Below are 20,031 nucleotides of genomic sequence, written 5' to 3' on the forward strand. Positions count from 1 at the left end.
CTCCATTTCTCGTAATTGAATTTACTCTAGTCTACGAAATGGAAGAGAAAGAAGTTTCATTATTTTGAAGCGTGTCGTTCCTCAAGTACCTGAAGAACATCATCGAGCGCACATTCCTGCTCTCTTAACAGCACCATCAAATGAAAAATCAAGTCGGCTGATTCCCACGTAAGTTCTTGGTGGTCGCGGTTTTTCGCTGCAATGATGACTTCGGAAGCTTCTTCGCCAACCTTCTTTAGAATCTTATCAACACCTTCATTAAAGAGATAAGTTGTATAAGCTCCCTCAGGACGCTCAGCTTCTCTTTTAGCAATGATTTGTTCAAGTGTATTGAGGATAGCAAAACGATCCGCATTTGGCTTTGCTTCAAGCAAAGAATCACTGAAACAAGAATAAGTCCCTTTATGACAGGCTGGTCCTTCGGGATTTACAAGTACAAGCACTGCGTCTTGATCACAGTCATAGCGAAGATCAAGAACTTGCTGTGTATTGCCTGAAGTCTCTCCCTTATGCCATAGTTCTTCACGCGAACGGCTGTAAAACCACGTTTCCTTTGTTTCGATTGTTTTCGTTAGAGACTCTTTGTTCATATAAGCTAGTGTTAACACTTCTTTACTCGTTGCATCCTGTACAATCGCTGGCACAAGGCCTTTTTCATCAAATTGAATCATTTCGGTATTCATCGAATCGCCACCCCGTTTTGTTTTAAGTAATCTTTCACATGTGATAGTGAGGTTTCTTTATAGTGGAAGATCGATGCGGCAAGAGCAGCATCCGCTGAAGCTTCGTGGAAGACTTCGAGGAAGTCTTCAGAAGACCCTGCTCCTCCTGATGCAATGACAGGAATGGAGACAGCTTCGCCAATCGCTTTCGTTAGAGGAACATCAAACCCATCTTTACTTCCGTCCGCATTCATACTTGTTAATAAAATTTCGCCTGCACCCATTTCGTGAGCTTTGATCGCCCACTCAACAGCGTCCCATTCAGTCGCCGTGCGACCGCCGTGCGTATAAACGCGCCATGAATCTGTATCTTCTTCCCACTTCGCATCAATCGCAACGACCATACACTGTGTTCCAAAATAATCAGCGCCTTCACGAATCAATTCCGGTCGTAGAACAGCGGCGGTATTCATCGATACTTTATCCGCTCCGGCTCGAAGCACACGCTTCATATCTTCAAGCTTATTAATTCCGCCTCCGACGGTAAAAGGAATAGCAAGTTCCGCTGCCACCTGCCGTACCACGTCTACCATCGTTTCTCTTCCTTCGTGTGAAGCAGAGATATCTAAGAAAACAAGCTCGTCTGCTCCTTCTTCATCGTACACTCTCGCTAACTCAACGGGATCGCCGGCATCTCTAAGACCTACAAACTGGATGCCTTTCACAACGCGGCCGTCTTTTACATCAAGGCACGGGATAATTCGTTTCGTCAGCATCCCTAGACCTCCAGCGCCTGTTTTAATGTAAATTGATTCGTGTAGAGAGCTTTTCCGATAATTGCACCGCTAATCGAGTCACTTCTTTGTTCAAGACTTTTCACATCATCAAGGTTGCTTATCCCACCTGAAGCAATCACTTCTTTACCCGTAGCCTCACCAAGTTCAGCAATCGCTTCAACGTTTGGACCTGATAGCGTTCCGTCTTTTGAAATATCCGTAAAAATGAAAACCTCTGCTCCGTGTTCAGCAAGTTCTTTTCCGAGATCAACAGCTTTAATTTCGGAAGTTTTTAGCCAACCTTCAACTGCAACATACCCATCTCTTGCATCGATTCCGATCGCGATCTTTTCCTTATATTTCGAAAGCATTCTTTTCACAAAGTCCGGGTCAGATATGGCACTGCTACCGAGAATAATCCGATCAACCCCGTTTTCAAGGTAATAAGCAACGTCTTCTTCCGTTCGAATTCCTCCCCCAACTTGTACACGCGCCGATAAGTTGTTGGCCACCTCAAGAACGTGGCGATCATTCACACGCTTTCCCACTCTTGCCCCGTCAAGATCAACCATATGGATCCACTCGGCTCCGTCATCAGCAAATTGCTTTGCCATATCAAAAGGCGAATCGCCGTAAATGGTTTCTTTGTTGTAATCACCTTGCAAAAGGCGTACACATTTGCCGCCTCTCATATCAATAGCAGGATAAATGGTAATTGGCATCTTATGCGTCATTCCTTTCTACGTATTGGGCATAGTTTTTTAAAATCGTAAGACCGGCATGACTGCTTTTCTCAGGGTGGAACTGGGTGCCAAACACGTTACCTTTTCCTACAACAGCCGGAACTTCCTCAGCATAATCAGCTGTTGAAATTAAAACATCATGATCATCCGTATCAACATAATAGGAGTGAACAAAATACACGTGCTCATCTCCGACATCACTCATTAAAAAGGAATCTGGCTGATGAATCACTAGTTTGTTCCATCCCATATGAGGGACTTTGTAGGCATTACCAAACGCATCCTTACCAGGAAATTTCTTTACGGTTCCCGGTAAAAAAGAAAAGCCTTCCGCATACCCATTTTCATCACTTTCTTCAAAAAGAAGCTGCATGCCAAGACAAATGCCAAGTAACGGTTTACCTGCTTCCACTTCTTTTTCAATAAAAGCTTTTAAGCCCGTTTCAGTTAAGATCGCCATCGCATCACGAAAAGAACCAACTCCAGGAAGGAGAAGTCCAGTCGCTTTGGCGAGCTCCTTCTCATCCTCTGAAACAAAATAGTCATAACCGAGACGCTCTAGTGCCTTACTTACGCTGTATAAATTCCCCATGCCATAATCAATAATTCCGATCATTTACAGCATTCCTTTCGTTGAGGGCACACCTTTTACTCGAGGGTCGATCAGCGTTGCCTCATCTAGAGCACGTCCGAGCGCTTTAAAAATGGCTTCAATGATGTGGTGTGTATTGTGTCCGTAATGAACGATCACATGTAAGTTCATTCTTGCTTCAATCGCAAGTTTCCATAAAAACTCATGAACCAACTCAGTATCAAATGTTCCAACGCGCGTCGATGGCAACTCTACACGATATTCAAGATGAGGACGATTGCTTAAATCCACGACAACCTGAGCAAGTGCGTCATCCATCGGAACAAACGCATTGCCATATCGCTTAATGCCTTCTTTTGACCCAAGCGCCTGTTTTAGTGCTTCACCAAGGCAAATTCCAATGTCTTCTGTTGTGTGGTGATCGTCAACTTCCGTGTCCCCATTTGCCGCGATCGCTAAATCAAACTTGCCATGCTTAGTGAACAAATCAAGCATGTGAGTAAGAAAAGGGACACCGGTTTGCAAATCAGTTTTTCCGCTTCCGTCCACCCCAAAGGATAGGTTAATCGATGTTTCAGAGGTTTCTCTTGAAATGGAACTTTTTCTTTCTTCGCTCATTCTAAATCCTCCAATCGAAGTTCAACGGCTCTAGCATGAGCATCAAGCCCTTCAAGCTTAGCGAGCGCTGCGATGCTGTTACCGTTCTTTCTCAATGCTTCTTTACTATAAGAAATAACGCTTGATTTTTTAATAAAATCATCTACTGACAATGGACTTGAAAATCGTGCGGTTCCGTTCGTTGGGAGCACGTGATTAGGTCCAGCAAAATAATCCCCAACAGGTTCGGAGCTATAAGGACCAAGAAAAATCGCTCCTGCATGACGAATTTTTCCGAGAAGCGTCATCGGTTCATCAACCATGATTTCAAGGTGCTCAGGAGCAAGCTCATTCACTGCTTCAACCGCTTCCGCAAGGTGATCAACAACATAAATCATGCCATAATCCTCAATCGACGCTGCAGCAATTTCGGCGCGCGGAAGTTCAACTAGTTGTTGCTTCACCTCTTCTTGAACGCGCTCCGCTAGAGTAGCTGATGTTGTTACAAGAACGGCGCTTGCCCGTTCATCATGCTCAGCTTGTGATAAAAGATCTGCTGCAACATAAGCCGGATTCGCATGTTCATCCGCTAACACAACAATTTCGCTCGGTCCAGCGATCATATCAATATCAACGATCCCAAATACTTCTCGTTTCGCAAGAGCAACGAAAATATTACCCGGTCCTACAATTTTATCGACAGGAGCAATTGTTTCTGTACCATATGCGAGTGCTGCAACTGCTTGAGCGCCGCCAACTTTAAAGATTTCCGTGACGCCTACTTCTTTTGCTGCAACAAGAACACCAGAAGGGACATTTCCGTTTGAGTCAGGCGGTGTGACCATCGCAATTCGTTGTACACCTGCTGCGATGGCAGGGATTACGTTCATTAGTACTGAAGAGGGATAAGCGGCTTTTCCACCAGGAACATAAACACCAATAGAATCAAGCGGCGTCACTTTTTGTCCTAGCATTGTGCCGTCTTCAGCAGTCGTAAACCATGACTGGCGGCGCTGACGCTCGTGAAACGTCTGAATGTTCTTTGCAGCCTTTCTAATCGTTGTGATGAGTTCATCAGATATATCGCGATAGGCTTTTTCGATTTCTTCAGTTGAAACGCGAAGTTCTGTTAAGTCTGCTCCATCAAACTTCTTTGTGTTTTCCTTAACCGCTTGATCACCAGTTGCTTTCACTTGTGAAAGAATCGAAAGAACAGCCTGACGCTGCTCTTCCGTCCCTTGCTCAATCGAGCGCTTAATTGAAATGCCTTCGTTCCGATTAACGATTTTCATCTGCACTCTCTCCTTCCACAACCGCAGAAAGACGTTGGACCATATCGTCAATAATGGCATCTTTCGTTCGATAACTTACTGGGTTCACAATAAAACGAGATGTGATCGGCTCAATAAATGCCGTTTCCATTAAGCCGTTTTCCGTTAGTGTTCGACCTGTTGAGACAATATCAACAATGCGATCCGCTAGACCAATCAGTGGCGCAAGCTCAATCGATCCGTTTAGCTTAATGATTTCAACTTGCTCTCCCTGCTGACGGAAGTAATTTGACGCAACGTTCGGATATTTTGTTGCGATCTTCGGAGCCACCCCTTTGATTGGTCCGTCCGAAAGTCCAGCAACGGCAAGGTAACAGCCACTAATTTTCAGATCAAGCACTTCATAAACATTTCGTTCCTCTTCAAGCATGACGTCTTTACCCGCAATTCCAACATCCGCTACTCCGTGCTCAACGTATGTTGGAACATCCATTGGTTTCGCTAAAATAAACCGAAGATTTTCTTCTTCTATATCGATAATTAACTTCCGTGAATCATCAAACTCAGGGGGAAGTTGATAACCTGCATTTCGAAGCAATTCAACCGCTTCTTCAAAAATACGCCCTTTCGGCATGGCCATCGTTAGCATCACTACATCCCCTTTCCGTTTTTACCGATTAAATATGTTACGTTATCAAATCGCTCAGAATAAGCGTCAAGATTCGTTATACCGCTTAACTCCTGCACAACAACTTTCTCGCCCTCAGTTCGTCGTTCTGACGCCTGTTGAATGGCTTCTTCTCTTCGTTCAGGGCTGAAAATAATGGCATTTGGAAGGCGCTCATTATCCGTTACTCCAAGCGCTTCCGCAAGGTGATCGAGGCGGATCCCGAATCCCGTTGCCTGCGCAGGACGATCAAAGCGCTCGAGCAACTCATCGTAACGTCCTCCATTACTTAGAGGTACGCCAAGGTTGTTCGCATAACCTTCGAATACAACGCCTGTGTAATAACTCATATGACTCACAAGTGTAAAATCAAATTTCACTTGATCTGCTACACCATAAGCCTTGAGCGTATGTAATAGCGTGCGGAGCTCATCAAGAACTCGTTCACCAGCTTCATTTGGAAGAAGTTCAATCGCTTCTTCTAATTTTGATCCATCACCACGAAGCGTGAGCAGGTCCATTAATCTTTTTTGATCAATTGTCGATAGCGGCATCTCCCGAACATGCTGACGATAGCCCACGTAATTTTTTTCATATAAATAGCGGCGAAGCACAGCCGCGCGTTCTTCATTTCCAACGATCGATAGAAACAGCTCTTGAATAAAGCCAACGTGTCCAATAGCGATTTGGAAATCTTCAAGGCCAGCTTCTTCTAAAACAGCAGCCATTAACGCAATCACTTCCGCATCAGCACTAGTTGTCCGATCTCCGATTAACTCGACGCCGATTTGTTCAAATTCCGCTGGCTTGCCTCCTTCGTCTTCCTGTGCGCGAAACACGTTCGAATCATAAGCTAGACGAAGAGGGAAGGGCTCGTTCTTAAGACTTGAAGCTGCGACACGAGCAATCGGCGCCGTCATATCTGGTCTTAGGACAAGCGTATTGCCGCGCTGGTCAAGCAGTTTAAAAAGCTGCTGATCAAGAATAGCAGAAGCTTCTCCGACCGTTTCATAATATTCAAGTGTAGGAGTATTCATAAAACGATAGCCCCACCCTTCCGTAACACGCTGAATCTTTTCTCGAATGCTTGTTTTTAAGTCATATAGGACCGGTAGCGTATCGCGCATACCGAGTGGCTTCTCAAATACGAATGGTCTTGTCATTTTGTGCACCTCACATTTCCTTTAGTTCGCTAACATACTAACAAGATGAAGTTATTTGTAGTTTACACGCCTTTATTTTTTTCGTCAACCAATAAGGGGCATTATTCCCTTTACTCCTTTTCTGTACTCCAATGTGAATTACCTTTATTTTTTAGGTGATCTTAAAGAATGATGTCGATTTTTGGGTTTCTGTCTCATAATCGTGATGACTTCTTCGTAGATTGGGGTAATGACTATGAAAGAAACTTTCTTTTCCAATTAAGGAAATCTATAATGAGGAAAAGATTACAAAAAGAGAGGATGTGCCACGTGGTTAATAAAATTTTCTTTTTCCTCGTGATCATCGGCGTTCCCCTATCCGTTGCAGGAAGCCTTCTTCATTGGTCGCAAATTCTAATGTTTGTAGTCTACTGCTTAACCATTGTTTCTCTTGCCGCTTATATGGGAAGAGCAACCGAAAGTCTTGCCGTGATTTCAGGACCGCGGATTGGTGGATTGCTTAACGCTACCTTTGGAAATGCGGTTGAACTCATCATTTCCATTTTTGCATTAAGAGAAGGTTTAATTGAAATTGTGCTTGCTTCACTAACAGGATCAGTTCTAGGAAACCTGCTCCTTGTCGCTGGTTTGTCATTCTTCGTTGGAGGATTGAAGTTTAAAAGACAAAAGTTCAACGTCTATGATGCCAGGCACAACTCCGGACTGTTAATGTTTGGGGTGATCGTGGCCTTTGTTATTCCTGAAGTGTTCTCAATGGACATGAGTGACGCAGAAGCGATTTCATTAAGTACCGGCATATCCGTCATTCTTATCGTTCTTTACCTTGCTGCACTTTTCTTTAAGCTCGTGACCCATCGAGGTGTCTACCAGCACGTTTCTGATCAAGAAGGGAGCGATGGCGGCGGCAAACACGCCCACGAAGAACCTGAGTGGAGTCGTAAAAAAGCGATGCTTGTGCTAGCTCTGTCGACTGCTGCAGTGGCCTATGTATCAGAAAGTCTTGTGCATACGTTTGAAACAGTTGGCGATACATTTGGCTGGAGTGAATTATTCATCGGTGTGATCATTGTGGCCATTGTAGGAAATGCGGCTGAGCACGCTTCCGCTATCATCATGGCTTATAAAAATAAAATGGATGTGGCAGTTGAAATCGCAGTCGGTTCAACCCTACAAATCGCCATGTTTGTTGCGCCACTACTCGTCCTTCTCTCCCTGTTCTTTCCAGTTCAAATGCCACTTGTCTTTACGTTACCTGAGCTTGTGACAATGGTAACGGCCGTGCTGCTCACGATTGTCATCAGTAACGATGGCGAAACGAACTGGTTTGAAGGAGCGACGTTACTCGCTGCTTACTTAATTATGGGAATAGGATTTTATCTTCTTTAAACAAGAAGCCTGCAATTTGCGGGCTTTTTTGTTACAGTAACTGAGGGAAGATCTTCCGCATAACGTGTTAGAAATTGGACTTCACCCTCTTTTGGCTGATGGAATGTCCACCTAACGGATCGAACGAAAACGCAGAAAGTAGGCGAAAACATGATTCACCGTAAAACAAGTCGAGAAATTCAATTAATGAAAGAAGCTGGAGAGGTTCTTGCTGACTGCCACAAAGAACTTCGTAGCATTATTAAACCAGGTGTTACAACGAAACAAATTGATGATTTTGTTGAACTCTTTTTAGAGGAGCGCGGTGCGACACCAGAGCAAAAAGGCTATCAAGATTACCCATACGCCACATGTGCTTCTGTTAATGATGTCATTTGTCACGGATTCCCAGGATCAAGAAAACTTAAAGAAGGCGATATCGTTACAATCGACATGGTTGTGAACTTAAATGGCGCACTTGCTGATTCTGCATGGACGTATGCTGTTGGAGCGATCTCAGAAGAGAAGCAACATTTGCTTGAAGCGACGAAAAAGTCTCTTTACCTTGGCATTGAGCAAGCTGTCATTGGCAATCGCATTGGGGATATTGGCCATGCGATTCAAAAATATGCAGAAGCAGAAGGGTTTGGCGTTGTTCGAGATTTCACTGGACACGGCATTGGACCGACTCTTCACGAAGAACCGATGATTCCACATTTCGGTCAGCCCGGTACAGGCGCCAGACTGAAAGAAGGTATGGTGATTACAATTGAACCGATGCTAAACATTGGTAAACCATACAGCACGATTGACGAAGATGGCTGGACAGCTCGCACAGTGGATGGCTCTACATCCGCTCAGTATGAACATACGCTTGCAATTACAAAAGATGGCCCAGTTATTCTAACGGATCAGGGTGACGAGTAATCACAAGAAAGCCCGCAGCATCTGCTGCGGGCTTTTATATATCGTGCTTTGCTCGTTCTTCTTTCGTATAGATGACCTGCATCGGATTTCCACCAACAAAAGCCCCTGGTGGCACACTTTTATGAACAAGCGTCCCCGCTGATACGATGGCCCCATCACCAATCGTAATGCCTGGCAACAATGTACTATTCGCCCCAATCATCACCCGATCACCAATGACAACATCACCAAGGCGGTACTCATCAATCAAATATTCATGAGCTAATATCGTTGTATTGTAGCCAATAATGGAATTTTTTCCGACTGAAATCTTTTCCGGAAACATAATGTCCAGCATCACCATAAGGGCAAATGCCGTTTGGTCACCAATTTTCACACCTAGGAAGGTTTTATACAACCAATTCTTCATAGGAATAAAAGGAGTATATCGAGCGAGCTGGATCACAATAAAGTTCTTCACGACCTTCCAAAACGGAACGGTTTTATAAATTTGCCAGAGAGCATTGCTACCAGTAACGGGGTAACGCTCCGTGTTTCTCACTTGTCGGCTCCAGCAATCGAAAGAATTTCTCCCATATGATCAACCAGGTAATCTGGCTTAAATGAGGCAAGAAAGTCGCATCCTTTAATCGTCCAGGACACACCAACTGTCGTTACACCCGCATTTTGTCCAGCTAGAATATCATATTGGCTATCACCAACCATCAGCGTTTCTTCACGAACAGATCCTAGTTTGTTCATGGCAATTTCAAGTTGCTCTGGATGTGGTTTAGGATTTTCAACTTCATCAACTGTGATAACTACAGGAAAGAATTGATCAAGCTTTGTTAGCTTTAATCCCATTTCTACCGTGTTTCTCATTTTTGAAGTTACGATTGCTAGTTTATATCCTTTTTCAAATAACGTCTTCACTGTTTCAAACACGCCATCGAATTCCGTGACAAGGTGGTCGTGATTCGTAATATTATGATCACGATAAAAAGCGACCATTTCTTCTGCACGACTTTCATCATGCTTTGCAAATGTTAAGTAAAGCGGCTCTCCAATAAACTGTTTCAACTCTTCGTCACCATAACGGCCAGGATAAAAATGGTCAAATGTATGTCGAAATGAGGCCATAATTAAATCATTTGTATTAATCAATGTTCCGTCTAAATCAAATAAAAGAGTGTTAATACTCATACGATGGATCCTTTCTTTTTGAAGCATTTAGTTCACGACGTTTCCATATTACTGAGATGATTACCGTTAAAAGAATGGCTGTTACTAACCGAACGAGAAGCAACCAGATGACCGGTATCCCAAGTGGAATAAAAATAAGTGTATCCTCAATGACAGCATGACACGCCACGAGAAAAATAAACGCTAAATAAAGATCTCTCTTCTCAACACCATCTTCTTTTGCAGCCTGAATCATAACACCTGCTCCGTATGCAAGGCCAAATACAAGTCCTGCGGCAAGCGTTGTCGATGTGTTTTCTTTCATGCCAAGACTTCTCGTCACAGGAGCCATCCACCTTGAGAAAGTCGTAAGCCATGACAAATCTTTCATCACCTGGATAAAAATCATCAGTGGAATGACAATTAAAGCAAGCTGAAGAACGCCTAAAGACGCTTTTTCTAACCCCTGTAGTATAATAGGTCCCCAGCCGCTCACCGTTTCATTCGTTTGAGAAACAAGTCCATAAGCTGCCTGCTCGCTCCCACCTTGCCAAATAAGATTGATAACAAAAGCCGATACGATGGCAAGTCCAATTCTTACAGCAAGAATAACCCAGAGCTTTACACCAACTCTTGCGGCTACGCCTGATTCAATCAGCAAATTATGTGAAAAGGATAGCATAACGGCTAAAATGAAAACCTCTTTAACCGTTAAGTCTAGTGTTAATATTGCCCCAATACCAGCATAAAGATTTAAGAAATTCCCTATTACTAGAGGAATGGCTGCGTCCCCTGACAAACCGATCCATTTCATTACAGGAGCGATCAGCGCAACGATCCATTCGAGGACAGGAGTATAACGAAGGAGGGTCATCACTAACGTAATCGGAAAAATGATTTTTCCAAGTTCCCATGTTGTCACCAGTCCTGCTTTTAAACCACGTCGCAAAATCCCCACACTGACACGCCTCCTAGCTTTTTTCGTTATATGGCTTAGCTTTCATCACCTTGCGTCGATAAATAACAAGGGCAACCGATACAATGATCAATACGACTGAGATCACCTGTGCCACTCGAAGCGATTCGGTTAACATCAGGCTGTCTGTTCGTAAGCCCTCAATAAAGTAGCGTCCAAATGAATACCAAATAACGTAAGAAAGGAAAACTTCGCCTTTCTTCACTGACGTTCGTTGAAGAATCACAAGCAACACAACGCCAGCTAAGTTCCAAAGGGATTCATATAAAAACGTCGGGTGATAATACGTACCGTCAATATACATTTGATTAATAATAAATTCTGGCAGCATCAGGTTCTCAAGAAACGCTCTTGTCACAGGTCCCCCATGTGCTTCCTGGTTCATAAAGTTTCCCCAGCGACCAATTGCTTGTCCAAGAAGGATACTTGGTGCAGCGATATCAGCAATTTTCCAGAAAGAGAGACCACGCTTTCTTGTGAAAATGATTGCGGTAATAACGGAACCAATCAGAGCACCGTGAATCGCAATTCCGCCTTCCCAAATCGCAAAGATATCACCTGGATTATCTTTATAATAGCTCCATTGGAACGTTACGTAGTAAATACGGGCAGAAACAATTGCAATTGGCACAGCCCATAAGATTAAATCAACAAACGTTTCTTTCGGCAATCCCTGTCTTTGCGTTTCCCTGATGGCTAAAAGCAAACCAAGGTAAGCACCTAATGCAATGATGATGCCATACCAGTAGATTGAGATCGGTCCAAGCTCTAGCGCGACACGATCAAGTGGCTGTATTGAGGCTAACATGTCGTTGTCTCTCCTTTATCAATATCCTACTTAAGATTAGATGCTATCGTGTTCGTCACCATCTTCAATTTCTCGCGTCAATCGTTCTGAAAATTGTTTCGCCGCATTCATCCCCATATTTTTCAAACGGAAGTTCATCGCAGCTACTTCAATAATAATGGCAAGGTTTCGTCCAGGTCGAACAGGTACGACAAGTCTGGGTACATTTGTATCAATGATTTTCATGTACTCTTCTTCAAGCCCAAGGCGATCATACACTTTTTTAGAATCCCAAAGTTCAAGATTCATAACTAGAGAAATCTTCTTGTAGTTTCGGATCGCACCTGCACCAAATAACGTCATAACGTTAATGATTCCAAGGCCTCGAATTTCAAGAAGGTGCTGAATTAATTCAGGAGCACTTCCAACAAGCGTATTTTCTGCTTCTTGGCGGATTTCAACAGAATCATCAGCTACGAGCCGATGGCCACGTTTTACAAGTTCAAGAGCCGTCTCACTTTTTCCGACACCACTTGAACCCGAAATTAAAACTCCGACACCATAAATATCAACAAGCACGCCGTGAATAGCCGTGTTCGGCGCAAGCTGACTTTCAAGATAGTTTGTTAAACGACTGCTCAAACGAGTCGTCGTCATCGTTGATCGTATAATCGGAACATCCTTTTCTTTCGATGCCTGAATCAGTTCTTTAGGAACGTCCATATCTCTCGAAAGTACAATACCTGGTGTCTCGTCTGTACAAAGCTTCTGCATTCGTTCCATCTTCTGTTCCTCAGTGAGACCATGAAAGAAGGACATCTCCGTTTTTCCAAGTAGCTGCAAACGCTCCGCTGGATAATAAGTGAAAAAACCTGCCATTTCAAGTCCCGGGCGTGAGATATCACTCGTCGTGATCGGTCGATGGATCCCTTCTTCACCACTCACTAACTCTAAATTGAACTTTTCAATCACATCTTTCATACGAACTTTAACCATTCGTAAACCTCCTATGTATGAACCAAAGCAACGGTTCCAATTCAACTTCCCCTATTGTACCATTTCCTATTTCAAAGCACATATAGATTAAAACCATTTTTGTGATGGGGAATACGCAGCTCCCCCTCCCCATCACAACAAAAAAACCGAAGCATTTGCTCCGGTTTTTTCAAGGCTTTATTTTACTTTCAACGGTACAACCGCATCATGCATTTGCTTCTCGAGTTCCTGAATGTGTGCTTGCTTCATTTCGTTTGACCAGTTAAGTCGCTTCGCCATGTACTCAATGACTGGCTCTTTCCAGCGACGGACCCAATCAATATCAAAGTAAAGTGCACTTGTTCTACGGTTGAAGTAATCAAGCGGCGTTGCCACCATCTCTTCTTCGATCCCATAAATAAGGGTTGAGAACACTTCAAGACTTAAGTGATGGAAACTTGCCTCTGTTCCGACCGTTTCAATGATTTGATAGATTCGTTCAATATTAGAACCGTAACGCTGTACGAGCGTTTCTGCTTCTTTCACGCTTAAACCAAGCGTAGTTCCACGTCGTACTTGTTCCGTTGCATATTCTTTAAAACCTTTGCTTCCGCCAACGTAACCGCCTGATAGCACCATGTTTTTCGTTGTCGAAGCTGGGAACTTTTTATATTTTTCTTCTTTAAATTGATCTGTAATCAGATTGACCACTTTCTCAGCCATTTTACGGTAGCCCGTGAGTTTACCACCGGCAATTGTAATTAAGCCAGAGTCAGAAAGGAAGATTTCATCTTTACGAGAAATTTCAGAAGGATCTTTTCCTTCTTCGTGAATCAATGGACGAACACCAGACCAGCTTGATTCCACATCTTCTTTCGTTACATTAATCCCAGGGAACATGAAGTTCGCTGCATCAACAATATAATCTCTATCTTCGACCGTCATCTGTGGATGTACAGGGTTTTTAGTATATTGTGTATCCGTTGTACCGATGTACGTCTTACCAGCACGTGGGATCGCAAACATCATCCGACCATCATCAAACGGTGTATCGAAATACACGGCTTGCTGGAGCGGGAATTTAGACTGATCAAAAACAAGGTGAACACCTTTCGTTAGGAACATGTGCTTTCCTTTTTTAGATTGATCGAGCTCACGAATTTCATCTACCCATGGTCCCGCTGCGTTTACGACTTTTTTCGCGCGGATTTCACGCGTTTCACCCGTTACAACGTCTTTCGCGCGAACGCCAACTACTTTCCCATCTTCATATAAAAGCTGTTCCGCTTTCACATAGTTAACCGCTTTTCCACCGCGATGAACAGCTTCCTTCATAATTTCTAGCGTTAGACGGGCATCGTCCGTGCGGTATTCTACGTAATATCCGCCACCTTTTATATCACTTTTACGAAGAAGCGGTTCTTTATCTAATGTCTCTTTCTTTGACAGCATGCTTCTTCTTTCTTTTCGTTTCACACCAGCTAATCTGTCATAAAGAGCCAAACCTGCTCCAGTAGAGAACTTCCCAAACGTACCGCCTTTAATAATTGGTAGTAGCATCCACTCTGGCGTTGTTACGTGCGGTGCGTTTTCATACACAATCGCTCGCTCTTTCCCCACTTCGGCAACTAGCCCTACTTCGAAATTTTTAAGGTAACGAAGACCACCGTGTACGAGCTTCGTTGAACGACTTGACGTACCAGCAGCGAAATCCTGCATTTCGATAACGGCTGCGTTCATTCCTCTCGAAGCTGAGTCAAGTAAAATTCCTGCACCGGTAATTCCTCCACCTACAACGAGGACATCTAGCTCCTCTGAGACGATTTGATCAAGTACTACGCTTCTTTGCAATCCTGAAAATGGTTTAACCAAGATGAACACTCCCTTTTGTTATATGAACAATTACTTAATTAACATCAGTTTCTATAATTCTTCTCTTCAGTACTTTACCCCTAATAGAGGGTTTCTTAAGCATTGGTTTAAACATTCCTACAAAAACTCGTTTAAAGAACAAAAAAAGACCACAACACACCAGAGCATGACAATCCATGCTTGGGCACTGTGGTCTTCTCCTATTCTCCGACCAGAACACTATTAACTTAAGTTCATTGTAGCATAACCTGTATGCTATGCCTAGAAAAATGGATTATTTAAAAGCCATTGTTGCATTTACAGCTTTTTTCCATCCTCCATATAGCTCTTCTCGCTCTTCTTCTTTCATTTTAGGGTCAAACGTTTTGTCGATCATCCACTGTTTCTTAATTTCTTCTTTATCTTTCCAATATCCAGTCGCGAGTCCTGCAAGATAAGCTGCACCAAGTGCTGTTGTCTCACTAACCGTTGGACGTTCAACAGGGACACCAATAATATCGCTCTGGAATTGCATAAGGAAGTTGTTATTTACAACACCTCCATCAACGCGGAGTGTTTTAAGGTCAATGCCAGAATCAGCGGTCATCGCATCAAGCACATCTCTCGTTTGATACGCAAGGGATTCAAGCGTTGCGCGTACAAAGTGCTCTTTACTCGTTCCTCTTGTTAAACCAAAGACAGATCCCTTTACATCACTATCCCAATATGGCGTTCCTAGTCCAACAAACGCTGGCACCATATAAACGCCATCAGTGGACTCAACACGTTCTGCATAACGCTCACTTTCAGGTGCTTCGTTAAACATGCGTAAACCGTCACGTAGCCATTGGATTGCAGATCCTGCAACAAAGATACTACCTTCTAAAGCGTATTCCACTTTACCATCAACGCCCCACGCGATCGTTGTAAGAAGACCATTTTCAGACTTAACCGCTTTTTCACCAGTATTCATGAGCATAAAGCAGCCCGTACCATACGTATTTTTTGCCATTCCTTTGTCATAACAAGCCTGTCCGAATAAAGCTGCTTGTTGGTCACCTGCCACACCCGCAATTGGAACATTTTGACCAAAGAAATGATAATCAACTGTTTTTGCGTAGACTTCAGATGAAGGACGAACTTCAGGAAGCATCGATTTCGGAACGTTTAACATTTCAAGCAACTCTTCGTCCCACTTTAAGTCATAAATGTTATACATCATCGTACGTGAAGCATTTGTGTAATCAGTCACGTGTGCTTCTCCGCCGGAAAGTTTCCAGATCAACCACGAATCAATTGTTCCGAAAAGAAGGTCACCATTTTCCGCCTTCTCGCGCGCTCCATCTACATTGTCCAAAATCCACTTAACCTTTGTTCCAGAGAAATAAGCATCAATTAAAAGACCAGTCTTGTTTCGAACCATGTCTTCATGACCCTGATCTTTTAGCTCCTTAACGATACCAGCCGTTTGACGAGACTGCCACACAATCGCGTTGTAAATCGGTTTTCCGGTATTTTTGTCCCAAACCACTGTTGTTTCACGCTGATTCGTAATTCCGATCGCTTCAATATCTTTGGCAGATAGATCAGAAGCAGAAGAGAGAACCTGTGCCATTACGGAAAGAATCGAGCTCCAGATTTCTTGAGCATCGTGTTCAACCCAACCAGATTTAGGAAAATGCTGCTTGAATTCTTTTTGAGCAACGTTTACAATTTCACCCTTCTTATTAAAAAGAATCGCACGTGAGCTTGTCGTTCCTTGATCCAATGATAAAATGTACTTTTTTGACATGTTGTTTCCTCCCTAAATAGAATTAAATGATTAATTTTTCGCTTCAGACGAAGCATGAACTGTATCTTGAAGCTTATCACTAAGTTGATAAAGAATCGCAAATAAAATCGCTACTACGACAGTAGATACCCAAAAAACAGTGCTATAAGTTGCTTCTGTTACCGCTTTAAAAAGAATGGCACCATACATTCCGCCACAAGCAGGACCTATAACTGGGATCCAGGCATATCGCCAATTCGAATCCCCTTTACCTGGGATAGGCAAGAAAAAGTGAGCGATTCTCGGGCCAAGATCTCGAGCAGGGTTAATCGCATACCCCGTCGTACCACCAAGAGAAAGTCCGATTGCTACAATAAGAAAACCTACGATGAAGGGGTTCAACCCATCAGTAAAATCATTCGAACCAATCGCGAGAAGTCCGATCAACAGCATCGCTGTTCCAATAAACTCACTTAAAAAGTTACTAAACGTATGCGGAATAGCAGGATCGGTAGAAAATACAGCCAATTTAAGCGCTTTATCGTCTTCTCTACGAAAATGAGGAAGAAAATGAAAGTACACGATACATCCACCGAGAAATGCACCAATCATTTGTGCCAATATGTAGCCTGGTACATCACTCCACGGAAAATCGCCAACAGCTGCTAACCCTAACGATACAGCAGGATTTAAATGAGCGCCACTTACCTGACCAACTGCATAAACCCCCATAGCAACACCAAGGCCCCATCCTAGGGCAACGACAATCCATCCCCCGCCTTGAGCTTTCGAATCTTTTAAGTTAACGTTTGCAACAACGCCACCACCAAATATAATTAGAATCATTGTACCTAATATTTCACCTATAAATGGAGACAAATTGGAACACCTTCTTCCTGAGTTTAGTTAAAACTCCTCTCTGAGTCTATTCCCTTTTTCTATCATTCTAAAAGGGGAATTAAAAAAAACCACAACAATCTCTCCTATCAACTGACAGGATTTGTGTGTGGTTCTCCTCATCTCAGGCACGAGCTATTAACCTAACACCTATTTAACCAGACATATGTAAGCGATGTCAAGTGGTTCAATCCGGTTGAAAATGTTTCCATAACTCTTTTTTCGAAGTAGTGACCGCCGCCGCTCCTCCACTTAACGCTGCCTCTACGTCTTCAATTGTCCGAATAAATCCTCCTGCGAAGATAGGTACTTTGATTTGTTCATGAAGTTCTTCAAACACCTGAGGAATAATACCTGGCAACACTTCTACACAGTCTGGTTTCGTATTTCTCACCATACTATAGCTCGTATCGAGCGCCATCGAGTCGAGCATGAACAAGCGTTGTACAGAGAGAATGCCTCTTCTTTTGGCTACTCCAAGCACACTCGATCTTGTCGAGATAAGGCCCGCTGGCTTAATTTCTTGACATAAAAACTCAGCACCATGTTCATCATTCCGTAAGCCTTGAACAAGATCCGCATGCAATAGAATCTTTTTCCCGGCTCGATTTCCCTCCCGTATAACTGATTTTAATTGGCCGATATGCGTATCTAACAGGACTATATATGTATACTTACTATTTAATAATATTTCAAAATCGCGCATTTTCCTCACTGCCGGTAGGATGCTTTGGTTATGAAACGACATGACTCATCCCTCCTTTTCTTTTCATCATACCAGAATAACGAGAAACTTCCATCTGATAGAAGGGCTTTCATATCCAAACAGCTTAACTGGACCCAATCTTGGACAGAGTTCTACTTACTCCTTCCTCTGTCTGACCTTCCTCTACGAGAAAAAGCACGCCCTCAAGAAGAGAGCGTGCTTTTATGCTTTACGACGAATCGGTTCCATTATGAACTTCTCAATCAATAAATTTAACAATCCGATTACTATGGCAGCAAGAATCGCCATTCCAAAGCCATCAATGACGAATGCATCTCCCATTAGCGACGCCGTAATCATAAGGGTGATCGCATTTATCACAACAAGAAACAAACCTAGCGTAAGGATGGTCACAGGAAGGGTAAGCAGGATAAGGAACGGCTTAATAAACACATTCACAAGCGAAAGGATAACGCTCGCGAGAATAGCCGATCCGAGCCCTTGAATAAAAAATCCATCAAAATAACCTGCTACTACCATTAACACCACACTATTTACAAGTAAACTTAAAAACCAGTGTCGCATCATACCCCTCCCTATCCATCGACCTTTTTAGTATAGGCGTTTCTTTATCCCTTATTCGATCTTCTAAAGATAAGAAACTGAAATTGAACCAGCTGTTGAATTCGCTTCGATGCGATAGCTGTGTTCAGACTCTTCTTCTGTTCTAAACTTTTTCAAGCGATGTGAAATCTCTTTTTTCTCGCGAAGAATACTCATGTTATTAAGATCCGTTGTAATCGCTCCGATTGTCGACTTAAGATCTCCTTTTATATTCATGCCTTTAGGGATAACAATTTGTATTGTACCGTTAACCGTTTTAAAATCCGCACTACCATTAACAGCATTTTGAAGCGTATGGCGAATGGCTCCATTCATTGATTGCGCATCTGTTTCAACAAATGTGCCATCAATCGTAATTGGACCATTTGCCGTTTCAAGTTCACAAACTTCACCAGTTGACTCTTCTACCACAATCGCGCCATTTCCTGTTTCAGCTTCAAGTACTTTTACGTTCGATTTTCGAATACCGATTTTCCCGTTAGCTGTTTTTAACTTAGCTTTTGCTGATGTGATACTCTCACCTGTTACATCACCATTAAACGTCGTGATCCACACTCCCTCATAGTTAGAGGCAGGGACATAAATCACTAGATTCACCTTGACATCAGCACGTTCTGATTTGAACGTCATTTTTCCATTATCGACTGAAAAGTAAGTATCTCGTAACAGCTTATCCATTGCATCCTGTTGATTCGATACCCGGTATACATTGGCACGACAATCGATTTTCACATCGTTTCGTTCCCACGTCTGAAACGTAATTTCACCATTTCGAACATGCACATCAAGCGTCTCTGGTGTAGCTTCGAGTTGTTCATAAACGTGAGTCACCTCTTCAGATGAACCAAAATTAAAATCGAGATCCATATCTTTTACTTTTTGAATAAGAGATTCGACAAACTGCCCTACCTTATAGCTAGGAGCGGTTCGATCAGTGTGAGTATCTGTCGACTTCTCAAATTTCCTTTCCTCTGACCCTTCATTTGTTCCGACAGCTTTTAATAGCTTAGCACCTTCATCAGCCGAAATTTTACCGTCTTCAATCATTTTAAGAATCATTCTACGTTCTTCATTCATTCAAAACATCTCCTTTTTGTTTATTCGTTTAAACTATTTGAACAATTACCACCGGAGAACCTGAATTCCTTTTACAATGTTCCAGATAAAGACCACAACATTAAGTAAACTAAACAAGATAAAACCTAAAATGATCACCACACCTACATCCATCACAAATACAGCTAAAAGCGCCAGAATGATCGTAAGAAATGGAAGGAGGTGAGAGACAATCGAGCGCTTCGCATGATAGGACACTTCTTCATCCCTCACAACAAAATAAACAATGATCGGAAAAAGAAACGGTGCGAAAAATACGCTAAAATAGCAAAGGGAGGACATTACTTTTTCTACAGACATAATTGCTTCCCCTTTCAATATTCTCTACCTAACTATACGATTCGTCAAAAAGAAAGTTTCAAAAAGAAATAAGAAAAAACGAAAAGACAGCGATTCGCTGTCTT

Annotated in this window: 22 protein-coding genes; 2 read left to right on the forward strand and 20 right to left on the reverse strand. The window is 42.8% G+C overall.

Going from position 1 to position 20,031, the window contains the following annotated elements:
* Positions 1-59 precede the first annotated feature (59 nt).
* The 8 genes from hisIE to ATG70_RS14795 are packed head-to-tail and all read right to left on the reverse strand — an operon-like array spanning position 60 to position 6,471.
* Positions 60-683 carry a bifunctional phosphoribosyl-AMP cyclohydrolase/phosphoribosyl-ATP diphosphatase HisIE gene (gene hisIE, locus ATG70_RS14760; protein WP_098445030.1) on the reverse strand — a complete coding sequence of 208 codons (624 nt, stop codon included), beginning with the start codon at positions 681-683 and terminating at the stop codon, positions 60-62.
* Entirely contained in the window at positions 680-1,438 is a 759-nt protein-coding gene (gene hisF, locus ATG70_RS14765) for an imidazole glycerol phosphate synthase subunit HisF (RefSeq protein WP_098445031.1), read from the reverse strand. Before hisF ends, hisIE begins: the two co-directional genes overlap by 4 nt.
* Before the next feature lie 2 nt (positions 1,439-1,440).
* The gene (gene hisA / locus ATG70_RS14770) at positions 1,441-2,160 is read right to left on the reverse strand and encodes a 1-(5-phosphoribosyl)-5-[(5-phosphoribosylamino)methylideneamino]imidazole-4-carboxamide isomerase (RefSeq protein WP_098445032.1); all 720 of its coding nucleotides are present in this window, start codon (positions 2,158-2,160) and stop codon (positions 1,441-1,443) included.
* Position 2,161: 1 nt separating this feature from the next.
* Positions 2,162-2,797 carry an imidazole glycerol phosphate synthase subunit HisH gene (gene hisH, locus ATG70_RS14775; RefSeq protein WP_098445033.1) on the reverse strand — a complete coding sequence of 212 codons (636 nt, stop codon included), beginning with the start codon at positions 2,795-2,797 and terminating at the stop codon, positions 2,162-2,164.
* On the reverse strand, positions 2,798-3,391 hold the full coding sequence (gene hisB, locus ATG70_RS14780; RefSeq protein ID WP_098445034.1) for an imidazoleglycerol-phosphate dehydratase HisB: 594 nt from the start codon (positions 3,389-3,391) through the stop codon (positions 2,798-2,800).
* Entirely contained in the window at positions 3,388-4,662 is a 1,275-nt protein-coding gene (hisD, locus tag ATG70_RS14785; protein ID WP_098445035.1) for a histidinol dehydrogenase, read from the reverse strand. The genes hisB and hisD overlap by 4 nt, the downstream gene beginning before the upstream one ends.
* Positions 4,649-5,290 carry an ATP phosphoribosyltransferase gene (gene hisG, locus ATG70_RS14790; protein ID WP_098445036.1) on the reverse strand — a complete coding sequence of 214 codons (642 nt, stop codon included), beginning with the start codon at positions 5,288-5,290 and terminating at the stop codon, positions 4,649-4,651. Before hisG ends, hisD begins: the two co-directional genes overlap by 14 nt.
* A gap of 2 nt (positions 5,291-5,292) precedes the next feature.
* Positions 5,293-6,471 carry an ATP phosphoribosyltransferase regulatory subunit gene (locus ATG70_RS14795; protein WP_098445037.1) on the reverse strand — a complete coding sequence of 393 codons (1,179 nt, stop codon included), beginning with the start codon at positions 6,469-6,471 and terminating at the stop codon, positions 5,293-5,295.
* A gap of 300 nt (positions 6,472-6,771) precedes the next feature.
* Between ATG70_RS14795 and cax the strand changes: the two genes are divergently transcribed.
* Together cax and map are read left to right on the forward strand one after the other, a co-directional pair.
* Positions 6,772-7,857 (forward strand): calcium/proton exchanger, encoded by a 1,086-nt coding sequence (gene cax, locus ATG70_RS14800; RefSeq protein WP_179886337.1) that lies wholly within the window; start codon positions 6,772-6,774, stop codon positions 7,855-7,857.
* A gap of 150 nt (positions 7,858-8,007) precedes the next feature.
* Positions 8,008-8,763, forward strand: coding sequence for a type I methionyl aminopeptidase (map, locus tag ATG70_RS14805; protein WP_098445039.1), 756 nt, complete (start codon positions 8,008-8,010; stop codon positions 8,761-8,763).
* Positions 8,764-8,797: 34 nt separating this feature from the next.
* Here the strand turns inward: map and ATG70_RS14810 are convergent, their stop codons facing one another.
* From ATG70_RS14810 to ATG70_RS14865, 12 genes are all read right to left on the reverse strand, one after another.
* Positions 8,798-9,304: an acyltransferase gene (locus ATG70_RS14810; protein WP_098445040.1), complete on the reverse strand. Its 507-nt coding sequence runs from the start codon at positions 9,302-9,304 to the stop codon at positions 8,798-8,800.
* The gene (gene ppaX, locus ATG70_RS14815; RefSeq protein ID WP_098445041.1) at positions 9,301-9,945 is read right to left on the reverse strand and encodes a pyrophosphatase PpaX; all 645 of its coding nucleotides are present in this window, start codon (positions 9,943-9,945) and stop codon (positions 9,301-9,303) included. The genes ATG70_RS14810 and ppaX overlap by 4 nt, the downstream gene beginning before the upstream one ends.
* Positions 9,935-10,882 carry a nucleoside recognition domain-containing protein gene (locus tag ATG70_RS14820; RefSeq protein ID WP_098445042.1) on the reverse strand — a complete coding sequence of 316 codons (948 nt, stop codon included), beginning with the start codon at positions 10,880-10,882 and terminating at the stop codon, positions 9,935-9,937. The genes ppaX and ATG70_RS14820 overlap by 11 nt, the downstream gene beginning before the upstream one ends.
* Positions 10,883-10,895: 13 nt before the next feature.
* On the reverse strand, positions 10,896-11,708 hold the full coding sequence (gene lgt / locus ATG70_RS14825; RefSeq protein WP_098445043.1) for a prolipoprotein diacylglyceryl transferase: 813 nt from the start codon (positions 11,706-11,708) through the stop codon (positions 10,896-10,898).
* Between the two features lie 36 nt (positions 11,709-11,744).
* Positions 11,745-12,683 (reverse strand): HPr(Ser) kinase/phosphatase, encoded by a 939-nt coding sequence (gene hprK, locus ATG70_RS14830; protein WP_098445044.1) that lies wholly within the window; start codon positions 12,681-12,683, stop codon positions 11,745-11,747.
* A gap of 177 nt (positions 12,684-12,860) precedes the next feature.
* Positions 12,861-14,534: a glycerol-3-phosphate dehydrogenase/oxidase gene (locus tag ATG70_RS14835; RefSeq protein WP_098445045.1), complete on the reverse strand. Its 1,674-nt coding sequence runs from the start codon at positions 14,532-14,534 to the stop codon at positions 12,861-12,863.
* Positions 14,535-14,808: 274 nt separating this feature from the next.
* On the reverse strand, positions 14,809-16,305 hold the full coding sequence (gene glpK / locus ATG70_RS14840) for a glycerol kinase GlpK (protein ID WP_098445046.1): 1,497 nt from the start codon (positions 16,303-16,305) through the stop codon (positions 14,809-14,811).
* Between the two features lie 30 nt (positions 16,306-16,335).
* Positions 16,336-17,163 carry an MIP/aquaporin family protein gene (locus ATG70_RS14845; RefSeq protein WP_098445047.1) on the reverse strand — a complete coding sequence of 276 codons (828 nt, stop codon included), beginning with the start codon at positions 17,161-17,163 and terminating at the stop codon, positions 16,336-16,338.
* 205 nt (positions 17,164-17,368) lie between these two features.
* Entirely contained in the window at positions 17,369-17,929 is a 561-nt protein-coding gene (locus ATG70_RS14850; protein ID WP_098445048.1) for a glycerol-3-phosphate responsive antiterminator, read from the reverse strand.
* A gap of 180 nt (positions 17,930-18,109) precedes the next feature.
* On the reverse strand, positions 18,110-18,472 hold the full coding sequence (locus ATG70_RS14855; protein ID WP_098445049.1) for a phage holin family protein: 363 nt from the start codon (positions 18,470-18,472) through the stop codon (positions 18,110-18,112).
* A gap of 63 nt (positions 18,473-18,535) precedes the next feature.
* On the reverse strand, positions 18,536-19,588 hold the full coding sequence (locus ATG70_RS14860) for a DUF4097 family beta strand repeat-containing protein (protein WP_098445050.1): 1,053 nt from the start codon (positions 19,586-19,588) through the stop codon (positions 18,536-18,538).
* A gap of 45 nt (positions 19,589-19,633) precedes the next feature.
* Positions 19,634-19,927 carry a DUF4870 domain-containing protein gene (locus ATG70_RS14865; protein WP_098445051.1) on the reverse strand — a complete coding sequence of 98 codons (294 nt, stop codon included), beginning with the start codon at positions 19,925-19,927 and terminating at the stop codon, positions 19,634-19,636.
* Positions 19,928-20,031: the final 104 nt, after the last annotated feature.

The organism is Bacillus sp. es.036 (genome assembly GCF_002563635.1).
In the GTDB taxonomy this organism is placed as follows: domain Bacteria; phylum Bacillota; class Bacilli; order Bacillales; family Guptibacillaceae; genus Guptibacillus.